The following is a 14,415-nucleotide window of genomic DNA, read 5'->3' on the forward strand; positions in this document are numbered from 1 at the left end:
GCGTGCCGCGTGCCGGCCGAGCGCTGGGAGTCCGGCCATGCCCAAGATCACGTATGTCTCCTGCGACGGTGACGAACGGACCGTCGACGTCCCGGTCGGCACCAGCGTCATGCGCGGCGCCGTCTTCAACTACGTCGACGGCATCGTCGCCCAGTGCGGCGGCAACATGCAGTGCGCGACCTGCCACGTCTACGTCGACGGGGCCGCCCTCGACAAGCTGGAACCCCGAGAGCCGGGCGAGGACGGCATGCTCGACTTCACCGCCAGCCCGCGCCGGCCCAACAGCCGGCTCAGCTGCCAGCTGAAGGTGACCGACGCGGTGGACGGACTGATCGTCCACATCCCCGAACGTCAGAACTGACGTGTACGGCGGCCCGACGGCTCACCGACGGCGGTGGCCCTGACGCCGGAGGGTGCTGCTGCTCGTGGTGGACTTGGAGACACGGAAGTTGCCCATCATGCCCATCGCCGCGTGGTCGAACACGTGGCAGTGGTACACATACGTGCCCTCGTAGCCCGTGAAGGTCGCCTGCAGCTTCACCGTGTCCCCGGGCATCAGGGCAACGGTGTCCTTGAGCCCGTACTCCGGCCCGGACGTCACGGGCCGGCCGTTGCGCTCCAGCACGCGGAACTGCACCAGATGGATGTGGAAGTTGTGCGGGGTGTAGGCATCGCCGTTGTGCACGGTCCAGATCTCCGTGGCACCGTACTCGATCTCGGTGTCGATCCGGTCCATGTCGTACGTCTTGCCGTTGATGTACATGTCCCCGGTCGCGCCGGTCTCGTCGATGCTCAGCACGAAGCTGCGGTTGACCGTGGCGCTGCCCAGCGCGGGCAGCGTACGCAGGGCCGAGGGCACCACACTGGTGTCGGTGGCCGGACCGGTCACCCGGAACTGCAGGATCCTGCCGACCTGGTCGACGGGGTTGCCGGGAAATATTGGTCCGGTGTTGGTGAGGATCAGCTTGGTGCCGGCGGTGTAGCGGGAGAAGTCGATGACGACGTCGGCGCGCTCACCGGGCGACAGGGACACCGACGTCACGTCGAGCGGCTTCTCCAGCAGCCCGCCGTCGGTCCCGATCTGCTGGAAGGACGAACCGTCGGACAACTGCAGCGTGTAGAACCGCATATTGGACGTGTTGAACAGCCGGAAACGGTACTTGCGCGCCTCGACCTCGAAGTACGGCCATGCCTTGCCGTTGGCCAGCTGTACGTTGCGGCTCTTGAAGTCGACCATCTCGTACACAAGTTGGCCGCTGTCGTCGAAGCGCGCGTCCCGCAGCGAGATCGGCACGTCGTAGCGGCCCGAGGGCAGATTCAGGCGCTGCTCCACGTCATCGGTGAGCAGGTACGTGGCGGTCAGCCCGCGGTAGACGGTCTCCGACTCCTGGTGGTGGGCGTGGTCGTGGAACCACAGGTTCGCGTGCGGCTGCTCGTTGGGGTACGTGTAGATCTTCGAGCCGCCCTGCGGCGCGATGAGGTCTCCCGGGGAGCCGTCGCTGCTCTGCGGGACGTGGGCGCCGTGCAGGTGGATCGAGGTGGGCACGCTCAGCCGGTTGGTCTGCCGGACCACGACGCGCCGGCCGGAGACCGCCTTGATGACGGGCCCCGGGAAGCTCCCGTTGAACGTGTAGACCCGGGTGGTCCGCCCGGGCAGGATCTCCGCGTCCGCTTCCTCGACGCTGATGTCGTAGTAGCTGGTCGTGCCCAGGTCGCACACCGGCTGCAACACCTCGGGCACCGGCATCGCCTGCTCGAACTGCGGGATGGTGGTCGGGTCCAGGTCGGTGGCATGTGCGGACCCGGCCACGGCGGGCACCAGCAGACCCGCACCACCGAGGGCGCCGGTCAGCGCCGCCCCCGCCTTCAGGACGGTTCTGCGCTGCATCATGTCCCCTCCCCGTGGGGTGTCGCGTGTGATGGAAGTTGAAAGACCTGGCAGAGCATTGCACTACTGCGCTCAGGGAACTCTGGAGTGCTGCTGGAGGAGGCGGGTGCGGCGCCAGCCGTGCGGCCGAGGTGTGTCACGCGGCCGCGCGGGCCACGACCGCCTCGACCACGGACGCGTGCGGCGAGGGCTCATGGAAGCCCACGACCTCGAAACCCGCCGCCGTGAGCAGCGCCTCGTACTCCGCGCGCGTGCGGCCCCTGCCGTTCAGGACCGTCATCATCAGCATGTCGACCGTCTTGCCGGGGTGGGGCTCGTTGCCCGCCGGGATCATCGCGTTGACGACCAGGAGCCGCCCGTGCGCGGGCATGGCCCTGGCGCACGAGCGCAGGATGCGCAGGCATTCCTCGTCCGGCCAGCTGGCCAGCACCTGCTTGAGGAGGTACACGTCGGCGCCGGACGGCACGGAGACGAAGAAGTCCCCGGACTGGGCCTTCCAGCGGCCGGTCAGCTCCGGGGTGTCGAGGACGTGCCCCGCCACCACGTTCTCCCGGTCGAACAGGACCCCCGTCAGATGCGGGTTGCGCCGCAGCACCGAGCGCAGCAGGCCGCCGCGCCCGCCGCCCACGTCGACGACACTGCCGGCCCGCGAGAAGTCGCAGGCCTCGGCCACGTCGTCGCTCAGCGCGTCGGAGAACGCCGCCATGCTGGAGTTGAAGGCCCTGCCGAAGTCCCGGTCGGCGGCTACGTGGTCGTAGAACGAAACGCCGTACAGCGTCTCGAAGGCGGTGGTGCCGGTGCGCACCGCGTCGTGCAGCCGGCCCGCCGACTCCCAGAAGGGCGCCTCACCGCGCACCAGGAGGTAGTCGCGCAGCGATCGCTCCGCGTCCGTGCGCAGCGGCTCTGCGAGCGGGGTGAGGTGGAAACGGCCCGCCTCGTCCTCGCGGAAGACCCCCTTGGTGGCGAGGAACCGCAGCAGCCGGTACAGGTGTGGCGCGTGGGCGCCCACGGCCGGGGCGAGTTCCTCGGCCGTGCGTGGCCCGTCCACCAGATGGTCGGCGAGGCCGAACCGCGCGGCACTGTGCAGCGCCGCCGAGTACACGTATCCCAGGGCGAGTTCGACCAGTTCACCCGCCTCTGTGGCGCCGGACGATGCCCGGACGTCCGCGGTTTCGGGGTGAGCGCCTGCCATCGACAATGCCTCTCTCTCATCCGATGTCATCGACCTGGTGTGTGCGTCCCGGCCTCTGTCCGGCCGGTCGCACTCCGCTTGAGGAAGACCGGAGTACGGCCCCCCGGCAAGCACTTCTCGACGGGCCTGCGAGCCGCGCGGACGATGATGGAACTCGTACGGCCCGAACGTGCCGCTCGGCGACGTTTCCTACCGACACCTGGGGGTTTGATGTCCGCAAAAGCCGACATAGGACGTTTGTATTCGGCGGTGTCGGAGGCGGCCGGGCTGCTGGACATACCCTGCTCGCACGACAGGATGTGGCCCGCCCTGACCGCGTTCCAGGACGTCATCGCCTCCCCCCTCGTCTTCAACATGGTGACCAGTGGGGGCCACATCGGCGAGATGTCCTTCGACTTCATGATGTCTCCGAGCGCCGGGGACCCCTACGCGCACGCCCTGGCGCACGGTCTGGTCGAGGAGACGGACCATCCCGTCCGCGGCCTCTTCCCGGACATCCAGGCGCGCTTGCCCGTGCAGAGCTTCGGCGTCGACTACGGAATCACCCGCGGCTTCAACAAGGCCTACGCCTTCTTCCCGCTGAGCGATCTGCAGGCACTGGCCCGGCTCGCCGAAATCCCGTCCATGCCCCGCGCCCTGTCCGACCACGCGGGCACGTTCGCCGCGTACGGCCTGGACGGCAAGGTGTCGGCCATCGCGATCGACTACCGGCGCAGGACGTGGAACGTGTACTTCAACGGCCTCTCCGGCGAACACGTCGGGCGCACGACCGTCCTGCCGATGCTCCGCGCATTCGGCCTGCCGGAGCCGAGCGAGCTGATGCTGGACTTCATCGAGACCTCGTCGGCGCTGTACCCCACCTTCCGCTGGGACGGCACGAAGATCGAGCGGATCAGCTTCTCCACGCGGACCACGGACCCGGCGGCACTTCCCGCCCGCGTCGAGCCGCAACTGGAGAAGTTCGCCAGGAGCGCGCCGTACACGTACGAGGGTGACCGTGTCCTCGTCTACGCCGGCGCCCTGTCGCCCGGCGAGGAGTACTACAAGCTCGCGGCCTACTACCAGATGGCCGCCCAAGCGCACGACCGGGTCCGCGCCGCGAGCTGAGGCGGACCGAGGGCCGTTCGTCCACCGAGGGCCGTTCGTCCACCGAGGTCGCCGACGCGGTCGTCCCCACCGACGACCCGGTTCACCCATCAGAGCCGCCCGCCGCCGCCCGGCGACGCCAGGGCCAGCAGCAGGTCTTTGACCTCGGTCGCCGCACAGCGTTCGCGGGCGCCGCGGGGGTCGGAGCACAGCAGGACCGGGCCGTCCTGCGGGTCGGCGGGCAGTCGGCCGTGGGTGCCGCGTACGGCGGCGGCGCCCGCGTCCAGGCCGATCGCGCTCATCAGGTACCGCATGCCCAGCTTCTTGCGCGCCAGCGCCATCGCGGTCCGGGCCTTTGCGGCGAGGGGTGCCGCGGGGTCGAAGAACAGCTCGGCGGGGTCGTAGCCGGGCTTGCGGTGGATCTCCACCAGCCGGGCGAAGTCCGGGGCGCGGTCGTCGTCGAGCCAGTAGTAGTAGGTGAACCAGGCGTCCGGCTCGGCGACGAGAACGAGGTCCCCGGCCCGCGGATGGTCCAGGCCCTGCGCCGCCTTCTCCTCCTCTCCCAGCACCTCGGCGACGCCGGGCAGGCCGGCGCAGAGCTTGCGCACCAGGGGCAGGTCCTCGGGATCGGCGACGTAGACGTGCGCGATCTGGTGGTCGGCGACGGCGAACGCGCGCGACGTCCACGGGTCCAGGTACTCCATGCCGGCCTGGGTGTGCACGCGCAGCAGGTTCTCGCGGCGCAGTGCCCGGTTGACGTCGACCGGACGACTGGCCGGGGTGATGCCGTACTCCGACAGCGCCACCACGGTCGCGCCGCGCCTGCGGGCCGCGTCGAGCAGCGGCCCGAGCACCGCGTCCAGCTTCGCCGCGGCGGACGCGGCCTTGCGCCCGTACGGGCCGAACCGCTGCAGGTCGTAGTCGAGGTGCGGTACGTACACCAGCGTCAGGTCCGGATCGTGACGCGCCATGATCTGCTGCGCGGCGCGGCAGATCCACTCGGACGAGGCCAGGCCCGCGCCCGGACCCCAGTAGCTGAACAGCGGGAACGCACCCAGCGAGGCGGTGAGTTCGTCGTGCAGTTCCGGGGGATCGGTGTAGCAGTCGGGGTCCTTGCGGCCGTCGGCGTGATAGACCGGGCGCGGAGTCACCGTCCAGTCGGTGTCCGCCCCCATCGCGTACCACCAGCAGATGTTGGCGACCGTGTACCCGGGATGGCGCCGGCGCGCCGCGTCCCACAGCTTGTCCCCGCCCACGAGCGCGTTGTGCTGGCGCCACAGTAGGACTTCGCCGAGGTCGCGGAAGTACCAGCCGTTGCCGACGATGCCGTGCTCGCTCGGCGGTGCGCCGGTGAGCAGCGTGGCCTGCACGGAGCAGGTGACCGCGGGCAGGACCGGGGCGAGCTGGGCCTGCCAGCCCGTGCGGGCGATCGCGGCCAGCCGCGGCATGTGCCTGAGCAGACGCGGAGTGAGCCCGACGACGTCGAGCACGACGAGGGGGGTGGGCCGGGGGGTCACTGGATCATCTCCCTCACGGGTTGTTCACGCAGGCCCAGGGCGAGCAGTTCGTCCCGGGCGAAGGCCACCTCGGCGGCGATGCCCTCGGCCAACCGGTCGGGGCCGGTGGGACGTTGGTCCGGCGGCAGCACGTTCCAGGTGTACGTCTCCACCTCCAGGTGGTCGCATACGGCCGTGTCGCCGCCGACGAGCCCGGCCAGCGCACCGCGCAGCACGTCGAGGGTGGCGTGCAGCGGCGGCTGCGGGGCGGCGTGCAGCGGCACGTGGTAGTGCACCCGCCACGGCCCCGGAAAGCCGGCGTCGAGCGCCTCGGGAAGGTCGTCGGCGGCCTGCCCGGCGGCGGAGCGCGTCTGGTGCAGAAACCGGGGTTCGGCGTACCCGCGCAGCGCGGCGCCCGTCGCGGCCTGCTCCGGATGGTCGGCGCCGAGGGCGGCGGACACCTGCACCTTCACCACCGGCAGGCCCGCCCCGGCCAGCCGGGCCAGCGCGGCGCCCGGGTCCTCCCACCCGCACGCCAGGTGGGCCAGGTCCAGGCACACGCCGAGGTAACGGGTGTCGATGCCGGACAGCCCGGCAACCACCTGCTCGGTGGTCTCCATGACGCAGCCGGGTTCCGGCTCGAACCCGACGCGGATCAGCCGCCCGGTGCGCGCGTGCACGGCCGCCAGCCGGTCCGCCAGTTCGGCGAGTCGCCGCCCGGCCGCCGCCCGGTGCCGCGCCGTCCAGGGCGTGCGCCAGGCCAGCGGCAGCGTGGACACCGAGCCGCGGGCGGCGTCGTCGGGAAGCAGCCCGGCCAGCACCCGGGCCAGGTCGACCGTGTAGTCCATGCGTTCGCCGGTCAGCCAGTCCGGCTGGTACACGGCGTGCTTGACCACCGGGGCGTGGAAGGCGCCGTAGGGGAAGCCGTTGAGGGTGACGACCTCCAGCCCGCGCGCGTCGAGGTCCCGGCGCAGCCCGGCCAGCGCGGCGGGGTCGGCGGCGAGCTGCGCGGCGACAGGCGCGGCCAGCCACAGCCCGACCCCGAGCCGGTCGGCGCCCAGCACCCGGCGTGCGCTCACCGCGTACGTGTCGAGCTGCCCGACGATCTCGGGCAGGTCCTCGCCGGCGTGGACGTTGGTGCAGTAACCGAGGTGAATCGTCTGCCCGTCCCGATGCCGCAGCCGCATCAGCTGCCCCCGCGGGCGATGGAGTTGCCGGCGAACACCGGGGCCGGCGCGTTCGCCCCGGACGCCGCCCCGGCCTCCGTCCCGGCGATCTCCAGCCGTCCGGACTGGCCGTAGAACTCCACAGGGTTGCGCCACAGCACCCGGTCCACGTCGTCGTCGGTGAAGCCGGCGGCCAGCATGGCCTGCCCGGTGCTCCGGGTGAGCAGCGGGTCGCTGCGGCCCCAGTCGGCGGCGGAGTTCACCAGCATCCGGTCCGGCCCGTACTCGCGCAGCACCGCCGCCATGCGGTCCGGCGACATCTTGGTGTCCGGGTAGATGGAGAACCCCATCCAGCAGCCGCTGTCGGCGACCAGGCCCACGGTCACCTCGTTGAGATGGTCGACGACGACCCGTCCGGGCTCGATGCCGGACTCCTTGATCACGTCCAGCGTGCGCCGGGTGCCGCGCTGCTTGTCGCGGTGCGGGGTGTGCACCAGCACCGGCAGACCGTGCTCGACAGCCAGTTGGAGCTGGGCCGCGAACACCTCGTCCTCCTCCGGCGTCATCGAGTCGTAGCCGACCTCGCCCACCGCCACCACCCCGTCCATCGCCAGGTAGCGCGGCAGCACACCGAGCACCTCGCGGCAGCGCGGGTCGTTGGCCTCCTTGGGGTTCAGCGCGATGGCGCAGTGGTGGCGGATGCCGAACTGGCTCGCGCGGAACGGCTCCCAGCCGGTCAGCGCGTCGAAGTAGTCGGTGAACGACCCGGCGTTGGTGCGCGGCTGGCCGAGCCAGAAGGCCGGCTCGACCAGTGCGCGCACCCCGGCCGCCGCCATGCGCTCGTAGTCGTCGGTGGTCCGAGAGGTCATGTGGATGTGTGGGTCGAAGATGCGCATCAGACTGCCTCCTCCTCGCGCTCGCCGGGCCGTGCCGGTGCCCGCTCGCCGGACCGTGCCGGCATCGGGTCGCCGATCAGCGCCAGCAGGGCGATCGCGTCGTCGGGCATGGTCCGTCCGGCGGCACGCCGTTCGTCGTCCAGGTCGGCCAGCATCCGGGCCAGTTCGCCGTCGGCGCGCCGGTCCAGATCGGCCACCGCGGTCAGTGATATGTCCATGAACACGCACTTGAGCACGGCCTGCCGCCACATCCCGTCGTCGAGATGGCGGGCATACGGTCCTACGGCGGCCGCGACCAGCCGCGGGTCGTTGGTGCGGATCGCGTCGTGGAGCAGGTCCACCGCGCCGGACCCGATGTCCAGGCCGGGCAGGGCGCGGAGCACCGCGCGCTTCTCGGCCGCGCCGCCGTACCGGTACAGCGTGCCGACCTGCTCGGCCAGCGCCGCGCCACGCAGCGGCAGCGCGGTCAGCAGCAGGACACGGGCCGCGTCGTCGACGCTCCAGCCCGCCGGTCCGGGGCCGGTGCCAGGGAGCGGGCCCCGGCCGCACCGCCTGCCCACGGCGGGGAACAGCGCGGCGATCGCGGCCGGGTCCTGTGTCACCCGCCGCTCGGCCTCGTCCAGCCACGCCGGGTCCGCGACCCGGTCCTTCAGGTCTTCGCGTACGTCTGCCAGTACGTCTGTGAGATGTCCGCCGGTCACTGCGGGACCTCCTCCGCTTCACGGGTTGAGCCCAGAGCCTCGGCCGCGGCGCGGGCGGCGGTGAGGAACGCCAGCGAGTCGCGTGCGACCGTGGGCGCGGCATGGGAGTGGCGGGGCAGCTCCACGGCCGTCAGCCCGCCGTACCCGGCTTCGGCGAGGGCGCGCAGCGCGGGCGGGAATTCGATCTCGCCGGTCCCGAACTCCAGGTGCTCGTGCACACCTCGCCGCATGTCGTCGATCTGCACGTTGACGATGTGCGGACCGGCCACGGCCACGCAGTCCGCCACCGGCCGCGGCTCGACGCACCGCAGGTGCCCGATGTCGAGGGTGAGGCCGAAGCAGCCCGGCGCGCCGAGCCTGCCGCGCAGCGTGAACCACTCGTCGATCGTCTCCACCAGCATGCCGGGCTCCGGTTCAAAACCCAGCCGCACACCCGCGGCGTCCGCCGCGGCCACCACCTCGGCGCAGCCCCGCACCAGGCGGTCCCAGGCCCGCTCCCGCGGCACCGCGGCGGGCCGGACACCGGCCCAGAACGAGACGGCCTCCGCCCCCAGGTCCGCTGCGATGCGTACGGCCCGCCGCAGGAAGTCCAGCCGGAGCGCGGGTTCGTCGTCGAGCAGGGTCGGGGCGTGCTTGTGCCACGGGTCGAGCAGGTACCGGGCACCGGTTTCGACGACGACGCCGAGCCCGAGCCGGTCCAGCCGCGCCGCCAGGGCCTCGGTGCGGCGGGGCAGGTCCTCGGCGAACGGGTCGAGGTGGTGGTGGTCGAGGGTGAGCGCGACGCCTTCGTAGCCGAGATCGGCGATGACGGCGAGCGCGTCCTCCAGCCGGTGGTTGGCGAACCCGTTGGTGCCGTACCCGAACCGCACGGTGGTCCCGGCGGCGCTCATGTCGGCGACATCCTGCCGGCCAGGGCCCGGCCGAGCGGTGCGCAGGCGGCCACCGCAGCGGCGGCGCCGGGACGCGCCGACCGCGCGACGAGCGCGCCCTGCAGCGCGGGCAGGCCGGTGATCCCGGCCGCGACCGCCGCCCGTACGCTGCCGGCGTCCGGCGTGGCCAGCGCCTTGACCTGGGCGTCCCCGTACCCGGCCGCGTACCAGGCGGCCAGCGACCGCACCAGCCCGGGCCGCGGCGCCCGCCCCGAGGCCGCGAGGGCGACCCCGGCCGTCCCGACCAGCGTCGCACCCGGCAGCAGCCGGCCGGCGCCGGTCACCTCCCGGCGCGACAGGGCGGTGACCGTGTACGTGTGCGCGGCGACGGTGAGCGCCGGCGCGAGCGCGCGCCGCCAGCCGCCCCGGCGCGCGCTGGCGCCGAGGAGCACGTCGAGTCCGCGGCAGGCGGCCATGGCGGCGGGGCCGGCCGCGGTGCCCTTCAGCTTCAGGTCGTACGCCCACACCACGCCGGTCAGCGGCACCGCCACCGCGAGCGCCCGGCGGCCGCCGGCCAGGCCGGCCAGGGCGAGCCCGGCCGCGCTGAGCCCGGCCGCGACGCCCAGGGCGGCGCGCGGCGCCACCCGGCCGGACGGGATCGGCCGGCCGGGACGCTCCCCGGCGTCCAGGTCCCGGTCCGCCCAGTCGTTGGCCGCCATCCCCGCCCAGTACAGGCAGACCGCGGCCGCGGACAGTCCGGCCGTACGCGGCCCGAGGGCGCCCGCGGCGGCGGCGCCGGCTATGGCGTCCCCGGGTACCGACAGCGCGGCGGGCGCGCGGACCAGCTCCATGAGGTCCCGTGGCGTGGTCATCGGCCGCCGCCGGTCACGGCCGCGAGCCCGGCCAGGTACGTGCGCAGCGCCTCCCACTGGGCGTGCAGCGCGTGGTCGACGTCGCCCAGCGGGTCCTTGAAGAAGTACGCGAGCGGCGCCAGCGGGCCGGTGTCCCCGGCCGCGTGCGCGGCCAGGGTGATCCGGGCCAGGTCGAGGACGAGCGGGGCCGCGAGGGCCGAGTCGCAGCCCTGCCAGGTGAACTGCATGCACATGCCCGTGCCGAGGAAGCCGTCGAACGTGATCAGGTCCCACGCCGTCTTGAAGTCGCCGATGTCGGCCACGTAGTCGATGCGGGTGTCGCCGTCGGGCGCGTAGCCGAGGGTTTCGTGCAGCACCCGCTGCTTGCTGGCCGTCTTCGCGGCGTTGGCCCGCGGGTCCGTCAGGCTGGCGCCGTCCCCGCCGCCGAGCAGGTTGATGCCCGACCAGGAGCGGACCGCGAGGTTGCGCATCGCGAACATGGGCGCGAGCACCGACTTCAGCAGCGTCTCGCCGGTCTTGCCGTCGTGGCCGGCGTAGGGCAGGCCACGCTCGGCCGCGAGGTCGGCCAGGGCCGGCAGCCGGGCCCCGGTGGAGGGGGTGAAGTCCACGTACGAGCAGCCCGCGTCGAACGCCGCGTAGGCGTACAGCGAGCTGGGCGGCAGCACCGTGCCCGGCGCGGCCATCGCGGCGGCCAGCGTGCCGAGGTCGGCGTGCGCGGGGTGCCGTGGGGGAGCGGGTTCGGTGGAGGACACGTTGACCACCACGACCCGGTCGAGGCGGTGCCGTGCGGTGAACTCCTTGATGTCGGCCGCGATCAGCGCGGCGGCCTCGGCCTGGGTGGCGCCGGCCGGGGCGTGCCGCAGGTTCGCCTCCACCTCGTCGAGGTCCCGCTCCAGCGCCTGCACCAGCCGGGCCGGCACGATGCCGGCGGCGGCCAGCTGCTCGGCCTTCTTGGTCAGCGGGTCCTGGGTGACGTCGTGACCGCCGAAGACCAGGTCGCCGTAGCCGGGCAGGGCCGACACGTCCAGCGCGGGATGGGCGGTCACGCAGCCCACCGGGTCGGCCAGCCCGGCGCGCAGCGCGAGCGCTCCGACCACGCTGGTGGTGGCGACGGATCCTCGGGCGCCGATCAGCCAGATGCCAGCACGCACGAATGTCCTCCGATCACGAGCACAGGGATGGGTCCTGCGGATGTCCGGTGCCGCCGCGGGCCGGGCCGGGTACGCCGACCGTGGCCCGCGGCGGGGCGACCGGAGGGGATCAGCCGATCCTGACGATCTCGCCGCTGCCGGTGGCCGGGATCGAGGATGAGGAGGTGCAGGCCGGCGCGTCCGTGCAGGCCGGCCACATCATCGTCTTGCTGGCCACGTAGATGGAGCCATCGGGGCCCGCCAGGAAGCCGGTGGGCGCGAACAGCTTTCCGTCCGCGAGGACGGTGCGGGAGTTGTCGTGGTGGTTGATCTGGATGACGTTGCCGACGGGGTCACCGGTCGGCAGGAAGCCGGTGGTGTCGAACTGGGTCACGTAGAAGTCACCGTTGGCGCCGAAGCCGCAGCCGCTGATGGCGCTGAAGCCGCTCTGCCAGACCTTCAGGCTGCCCGTGCGCGGCGAGTACCGGTACACGTTGGCCGCGGTGGCCGAGTTGCCGTGCCCGGTGATCTGGCCGATGTACACCGAGCGGTCCGGGCCCACGGCGAGGCAGGTGGGCACGGCGTCGGTACCGGCCGGGGTGTTGGGGACGAAGGCGAGCACGCGGACATGTCCGTGCCGGTCGACCGAGTCCAGTGTGTTCGACGCCGCGTCCACCAGGTAGAAGCCGCCGCCCGGCTTGTTGGTCAGCGCGTAGGGGTTGGAGGCGGGGAAGTCCTCGGGCACGAGGTACTTGTGGTCCGTCGTCCACTGCCAGTCGGCCGAACCGGGGTTCGCGATGACCTTGCGCCGCCCGCCGGTGATGTCCATCAGCGACCCGTACTGCTTGCCCAGCTCCGCGGTCAGGTCCGCCGGCAGACCGGACGGGACCTGCTCGGGCGAGCCCGCCGAAAGGGTGTAGACGTGGCCGTTGGGCCCGACGGCCAGGCCGTTGGGGCCGATCGTCTCTTCCTGGTTGAAGTTCGTCGCCAGTCCCTCGGCGATCCGCACCGGCTTGCCGGAGGAGATGTCCGCGACCGACCCGGTGAGGCCGTAGCACTTGGTGGCGAAGCCGGTGCCCTGGCACGCCGGGGGGGTTGCCCCGGCCTCGGAGACCAGGAGGTGGCCGTGACGTCCCCACGCCAGGCTCCGGGGCGAGTTCAGGCCGCCGGCCACGACGGTGACCGGCGCGTCGCTGGTGAGATGGCCGGTCGGACGGTGGGACTGGGTGGCGGCCTCGGCCGTCACCCCCGATGGTCCGGCTCCCAGACTGACGAGCGCTGCCGCCGCTGCCACACCGGCGGCCAGCGTCCGGCTTGTTGTGAGACGCCACATCTTGGCCTCATTCCCTCCGGTTCGAGTGAATCCACGACTAGGTGACTGGTATTCACGCCAGGACGCACCGCGGCCGACTCGCATCTGTTGCGGTATGACCCGCCCCCTGCTTCTGGTTCTGGCGCCTCAGCATTGATCACACGGCTTGTCCGTGACTGTCGATCAAGTTGGTGCCGACTTGGCGGCGCGGTGCGCCGGTGCGGGTGGCTGCCGGAATCACCTGTGTGCGAAGGGAGTTCGCCGGAGCGTCAGCGGGAGGCCGGCGCCGCGCGCGTGGCTTCGCCGGCGGGCCGCGCGGCCCCGGCCATGGGCTTACGGCTGCTCACCGCGAGGAGGGCGACCATGGCTGCGGCGGCCAGCAGGACGCAGCCGCAGACCCAGATGGCGTGGTGCAGTCCCGTGACGAAGAGGTGGCCGGTGTGCGGGGCGAGGCGGCCGCCGCCCTTGTGGCTGTGGGGAAGCTTCGCGTAGACGAGGACGCCGAGGATGGCGACGCCGAGCACCTGGCCGAGCTGGCGCAGTGCGTTGTGGACGGCGGAGGCCATCCCGGCACGGGAGGCCTCGACGGAGGCGATCGCGGTCGTGGTCATCGGTGTCAGGCTCAGTCCGACACCGCCGCCGACCAGGGCGAAGTCCCACCAGATGGCGCCGATCCCGGTGTTCGGACCCAGGCGCAGCAGTCCCAGGGTGGCCACCCCGCTGACCGCCAGCCCGGCGAACATCGGCCAGAACGGGCCGATCCTGGCCACCATGCGACCGGAGAGCGGCGCGGCGAGGGCGAAAGCCACACCGATGGCCGAGACGTCGAGTCCGGCCTCGATGGGCGAGTGGCCCTGGACGTTCTGGAAGTAGGCGCTGAAGTACACGATCGCGCCGACGAAGGCGAAGAAGACGATCATGGCGGCGACGTTGGCCACGGTGAACGCGGAGTGCCGGAAGAGCTTGATGTCGACCAGCGGTTCGGGCCTGCGCAGTTCCCAGCCGACGAAGAGGCCGAGGGCGACGAGGCCTGCGGCGAAGGCGGCGAGGATACGTGGGGAGGCCCAGCCCCACTCGGGGCCCTCGATGATCCCGAAGGCGACGGCCGCCATGGACAGGGTGCTGAGGACCGCCCCGGCCCAGTCGAAGCGGCTGGTCGCCGGATTGCGTTCCACCCGCGGGATGAGGCGGGCCCCCAGGACCACCAGCAGGGCGCTGAAGGGCACGTTGACCAGGAACACCCAGCGCCAGCCCAGGCCGTTGACGATGACCCCGCCGAGCGCCGGGCCGACCGCCAGCGCGAGGCCGGAGCTGGTCGACCACAGACCGATGGCGGTGGCGCGCTTGCCCGGTTCCTCGAAGATGGCGCGGATGATGGTGAGGCTGCCCGGCACCAGCAAGGCCGGCCCCAGTCCCTGGATGACCCGGCCCACCAGGAGGACCCCGGTGTTCGGCGCCACGCCGGTCACCAGAGCGCCCAGGCCGAAGGTCGCCACGCCGATCAGGAACAGACCCTTGCGGCCGCGCCGGTCGCCGATGACACCGCCGGCCACCAGCAGGCTCGCGTAGACGAGGACGTAGGCGTCCACGATCCACGCCGACTGCGTTGCGCCGGCGTGCAGTTCGCGGCCGATGGTGGGCAGGGCCACGCTGACGACGGTGGTCGACACCACCGCCGCGAACAGACCCCCGGCGAGCACCGCCACGGCGAGCCAGGCTCCGCGTGAGGCCGGCTCGGTGTTCTTTGTGTCCATGTCGATCCCAGTTCCGTGCGTAGCCGAGACGAGGTGTGTGGGCTCTTCCACCG

13 protein-coding genes are annotated in these 14,415 nt (G+C 72.3%); 2 read left to right on the top strand and 11 right to left on the bottom strand.

Translation table 11 applies throughout. The features are described 5' to 3' along the window. The first annotated feature begins 37 nt into the window (after positions 1–37). The gene (locus tag LE548_RS40735; protein ID WP_225102092.1) at positions 38–361 is read left to right on the top strand and encodes a 2Fe-2S iron-sulfur cluster-binding protein; all 324 of its coding nucleotides are present in this window, start codon (positions 38–40) and stop codon (positions 359–361) included. A gap of 21 nt (positions 362–382) precedes the next feature. Here LE548_RS40735 and LE548_RS40740 read toward each other — a convergent pair whose 3' ends face one another. Both LE548_RS40740 and LE548_RS40745 read right to left on the bottom strand, forming a co-directional pair. Continuing rightward, positions 383–1,891, bottom strand: a complete 1,509-nt coding sequence (locus LE548_RS40740) for a multicopper oxidase family protein (protein ID WP_225102093.1) — start codon at positions 1,889–1,891, stop codon at positions 383–385. A gap of 133 nt (positions 1,892–2,024) precedes the next feature. After that, a complete protein-coding gene (locus tag LE548_RS40745; protein ID WP_225102094.1) occupies positions 2,025–3,080 on the bottom strand; it encodes an acetylserotonin O-methyltransferase in 1,056 nt (351 codons plus the stop codon). 210 nt (positions 3,081–3,290) lie between these two features. Between LE548_RS40745 and LE548_RS40750 the strand changes: the two genes are divergently transcribed. Then, positions 3,291–4,187, top strand: a complete 897-nt coding sequence (locus tag LE548_RS40750; RefSeq protein WP_225102095.1) for an aromatic prenyltransferase — start codon at positions 3,291–3,293, stop codon at positions 4,185–4,187. A gap of 89 nt (positions 4,188–4,276) precedes the next feature. Here the strand turns inward: LE548_RS40750 and LE548_RS40755 are convergent, their stop codons facing one another. From LE548_RS40755 to LE548_RS40795, 9 genes are all read right to left on the bottom strand, one after another. Beyond that, positions 4,277–5,683 carry a nucleotide pyrophosphatase/phosphodiesterase family protein gene (locus LE548_RS40755; protein WP_225102096.1) on the bottom strand — a complete coding sequence of 469 codons (1,407 nt, stop codon included), beginning with the start codon at positions 5,681–5,683 and terminating at the stop codon, positions 4,277–4,279. Then, positions 5,680–6,849, bottom strand: coding sequence for a metabolite traffic protein EboE (eboE, locus tag LE548_RS40760; protein WP_225102097.1), 1,170 nt, complete (start codon positions 6,847–6,849; stop codon positions 5,680–5,682). The genes LE548_RS40755 and eboE overlap by 4 nt, the downstream gene beginning before the upstream one ends. Then, complete coding sequence (locus tag LE548_RS40765; protein ID WP_225102098.1) at positions 6,849–7,724, bottom strand: TatD family hydrolase; 876 nt, start codon at positions 7,722–7,724, stop codon at positions 6,849–6,851. Before LE548_RS40765 ends, eboE begins: the two co-directional genes overlap by 1 nt. Then, positions 7,724–8,425 (bottom strand): EboA domain-containing protein, encoded by a 702-nt coding sequence (locus LE548_RS40770; RefSeq protein WP_225102099.1) that lies wholly within the window; start codon positions 8,423–8,425, stop codon positions 7,724–7,726. Before LE548_RS40770 ends, LE548_RS40765 begins: the two co-directional genes overlap by 1 nt. Further along, positions 8,422–9,315 (bottom strand): sugar phosphate isomerase/epimerase, encoded by an 894-nt coding sequence (locus LE548_RS40775; protein ID WP_225102100.1) that lies wholly within the window; start codon positions 9,313–9,315, stop codon positions 8,422–8,424. Before LE548_RS40775 ends, LE548_RS40770 begins: the two co-directional genes overlap by 4 nt. Next, the gene (locus tag LE548_RS40780; RefSeq protein ID WP_225102101.1) at positions 9,312–10,166 is read right to left on the bottom strand and encodes an SCO3242 family prenyltransferase; all 855 of its coding nucleotides are present in this window, start codon (positions 10,164–10,166) and stop codon (positions 9,312–9,314) included. The genes LE548_RS40775 and LE548_RS40780 overlap by 4 nt, the downstream gene beginning before the upstream one ends. Next, positions 10,163–11,317: an inositol-3-phosphate synthase gene (locus LE548_RS40785; protein ID WP_225102102.1), complete on the bottom strand. Its 1,155-nt coding sequence runs from the start codon at positions 11,315–11,317 to the stop codon at positions 10,163–10,165. The genes LE548_RS40780 and LE548_RS40785 overlap by 4 nt, the downstream gene beginning before the upstream one ends. Before the next feature lie 109 nt (positions 11,318–11,426). Then, the gene (locus LE548_RS40790; protein ID WP_225102103.1) at positions 11,427–12,542 is read right to left on the bottom strand and encodes a ScyD/ScyE family protein; all 1,116 of its coding nucleotides are present in this window, start codon (positions 12,540–12,542) and stop codon (positions 11,427–11,429) included. 335 nt (positions 12,543–12,877) lie between these two features. Next, positions 12,878–14,362 (bottom strand): MFS transporter, encoded by a 1,485-nt coding sequence (locus tag LE548_RS40795; protein ID WP_225102104.1) that lies wholly within the window; start codon positions 14,360–14,362, stop codon positions 12,878–12,880. Between the last annotated feature and the right edge of the window lie 53 nt (positions 14,363–14,415).

The organism is Streptomyces sp. CoH27 (assembly GCF_020181035.1).
Taxonomy (GTDB): domain Bacteria; phylum Actinomycetota; class Actinomycetes; order Streptomycetales; family Streptomycetaceae; genus Streptomyces; species Streptomyces camelliae.

Bases quoted from the DNA above. Each gene is read 5' to 3' on its own strand.
- LE548_RS40735 (WP_225102092.1), top strand. From the start codon at position 38: ATGCCCAAGATCACGTATGTCTCCTGCGACGGTGACGAACGGACCGTC.
- LE548_RS40740 (WP_225102093.1), bottom strand. From the start codon at position 1,891: ATGATGCAGCGCAGAACCGTCCTGAAGGCGGGGGCGGCGCTGACCGGC.
- LE548_RS40745 (WP_225102094.1), bottom strand. From the start codon at position 3,080: ATGGCAGGCGCTCACCCCGAAACCGCGGACGTCCGGGCATCGTCCGGC.
- LE548_RS40750 (WP_225102095.1), top strand. From the start codon at position 3,291: ATGTCCGCAAAAGCCGACATAGGACGTTTGTATTCGGCGGTGTCGGAG.
- eboE (WP_225102097.1), bottom strand. From the start codon at position 6,849: ATGCGGCTGCGGCATCGGGACGGGCAGACGATTCACCTCGGTTACTGC.
- LE548_RS40765 (WP_225102098.1), bottom strand. From the start codon at position 7,724: ATGCGCATCTTCGACCCACACATCCACATGACCTCTCGGACCACCGAC.
- LE548_RS40775 (WP_225102100.1), bottom strand. From the start codon at position 9,315: ATGAGCGCCGCCGGGACCACCGTGCGGTTCGGGTACGGCACCAACGGG.
- LE548_RS40780 (WP_225102101.1), bottom strand. From the start codon at position 10,166: ATGACCACGCCACGGGACCTCATGGAGCTGGTCCGCGCGCCCGCCGCG.
- LE548_RS40795 (WP_225102104.1), bottom strand. From the start codon at position 14,362: ATGGACACAAAGAACACCGAGCCGGCCTCACGCGGAGCCTGGCTCGCC.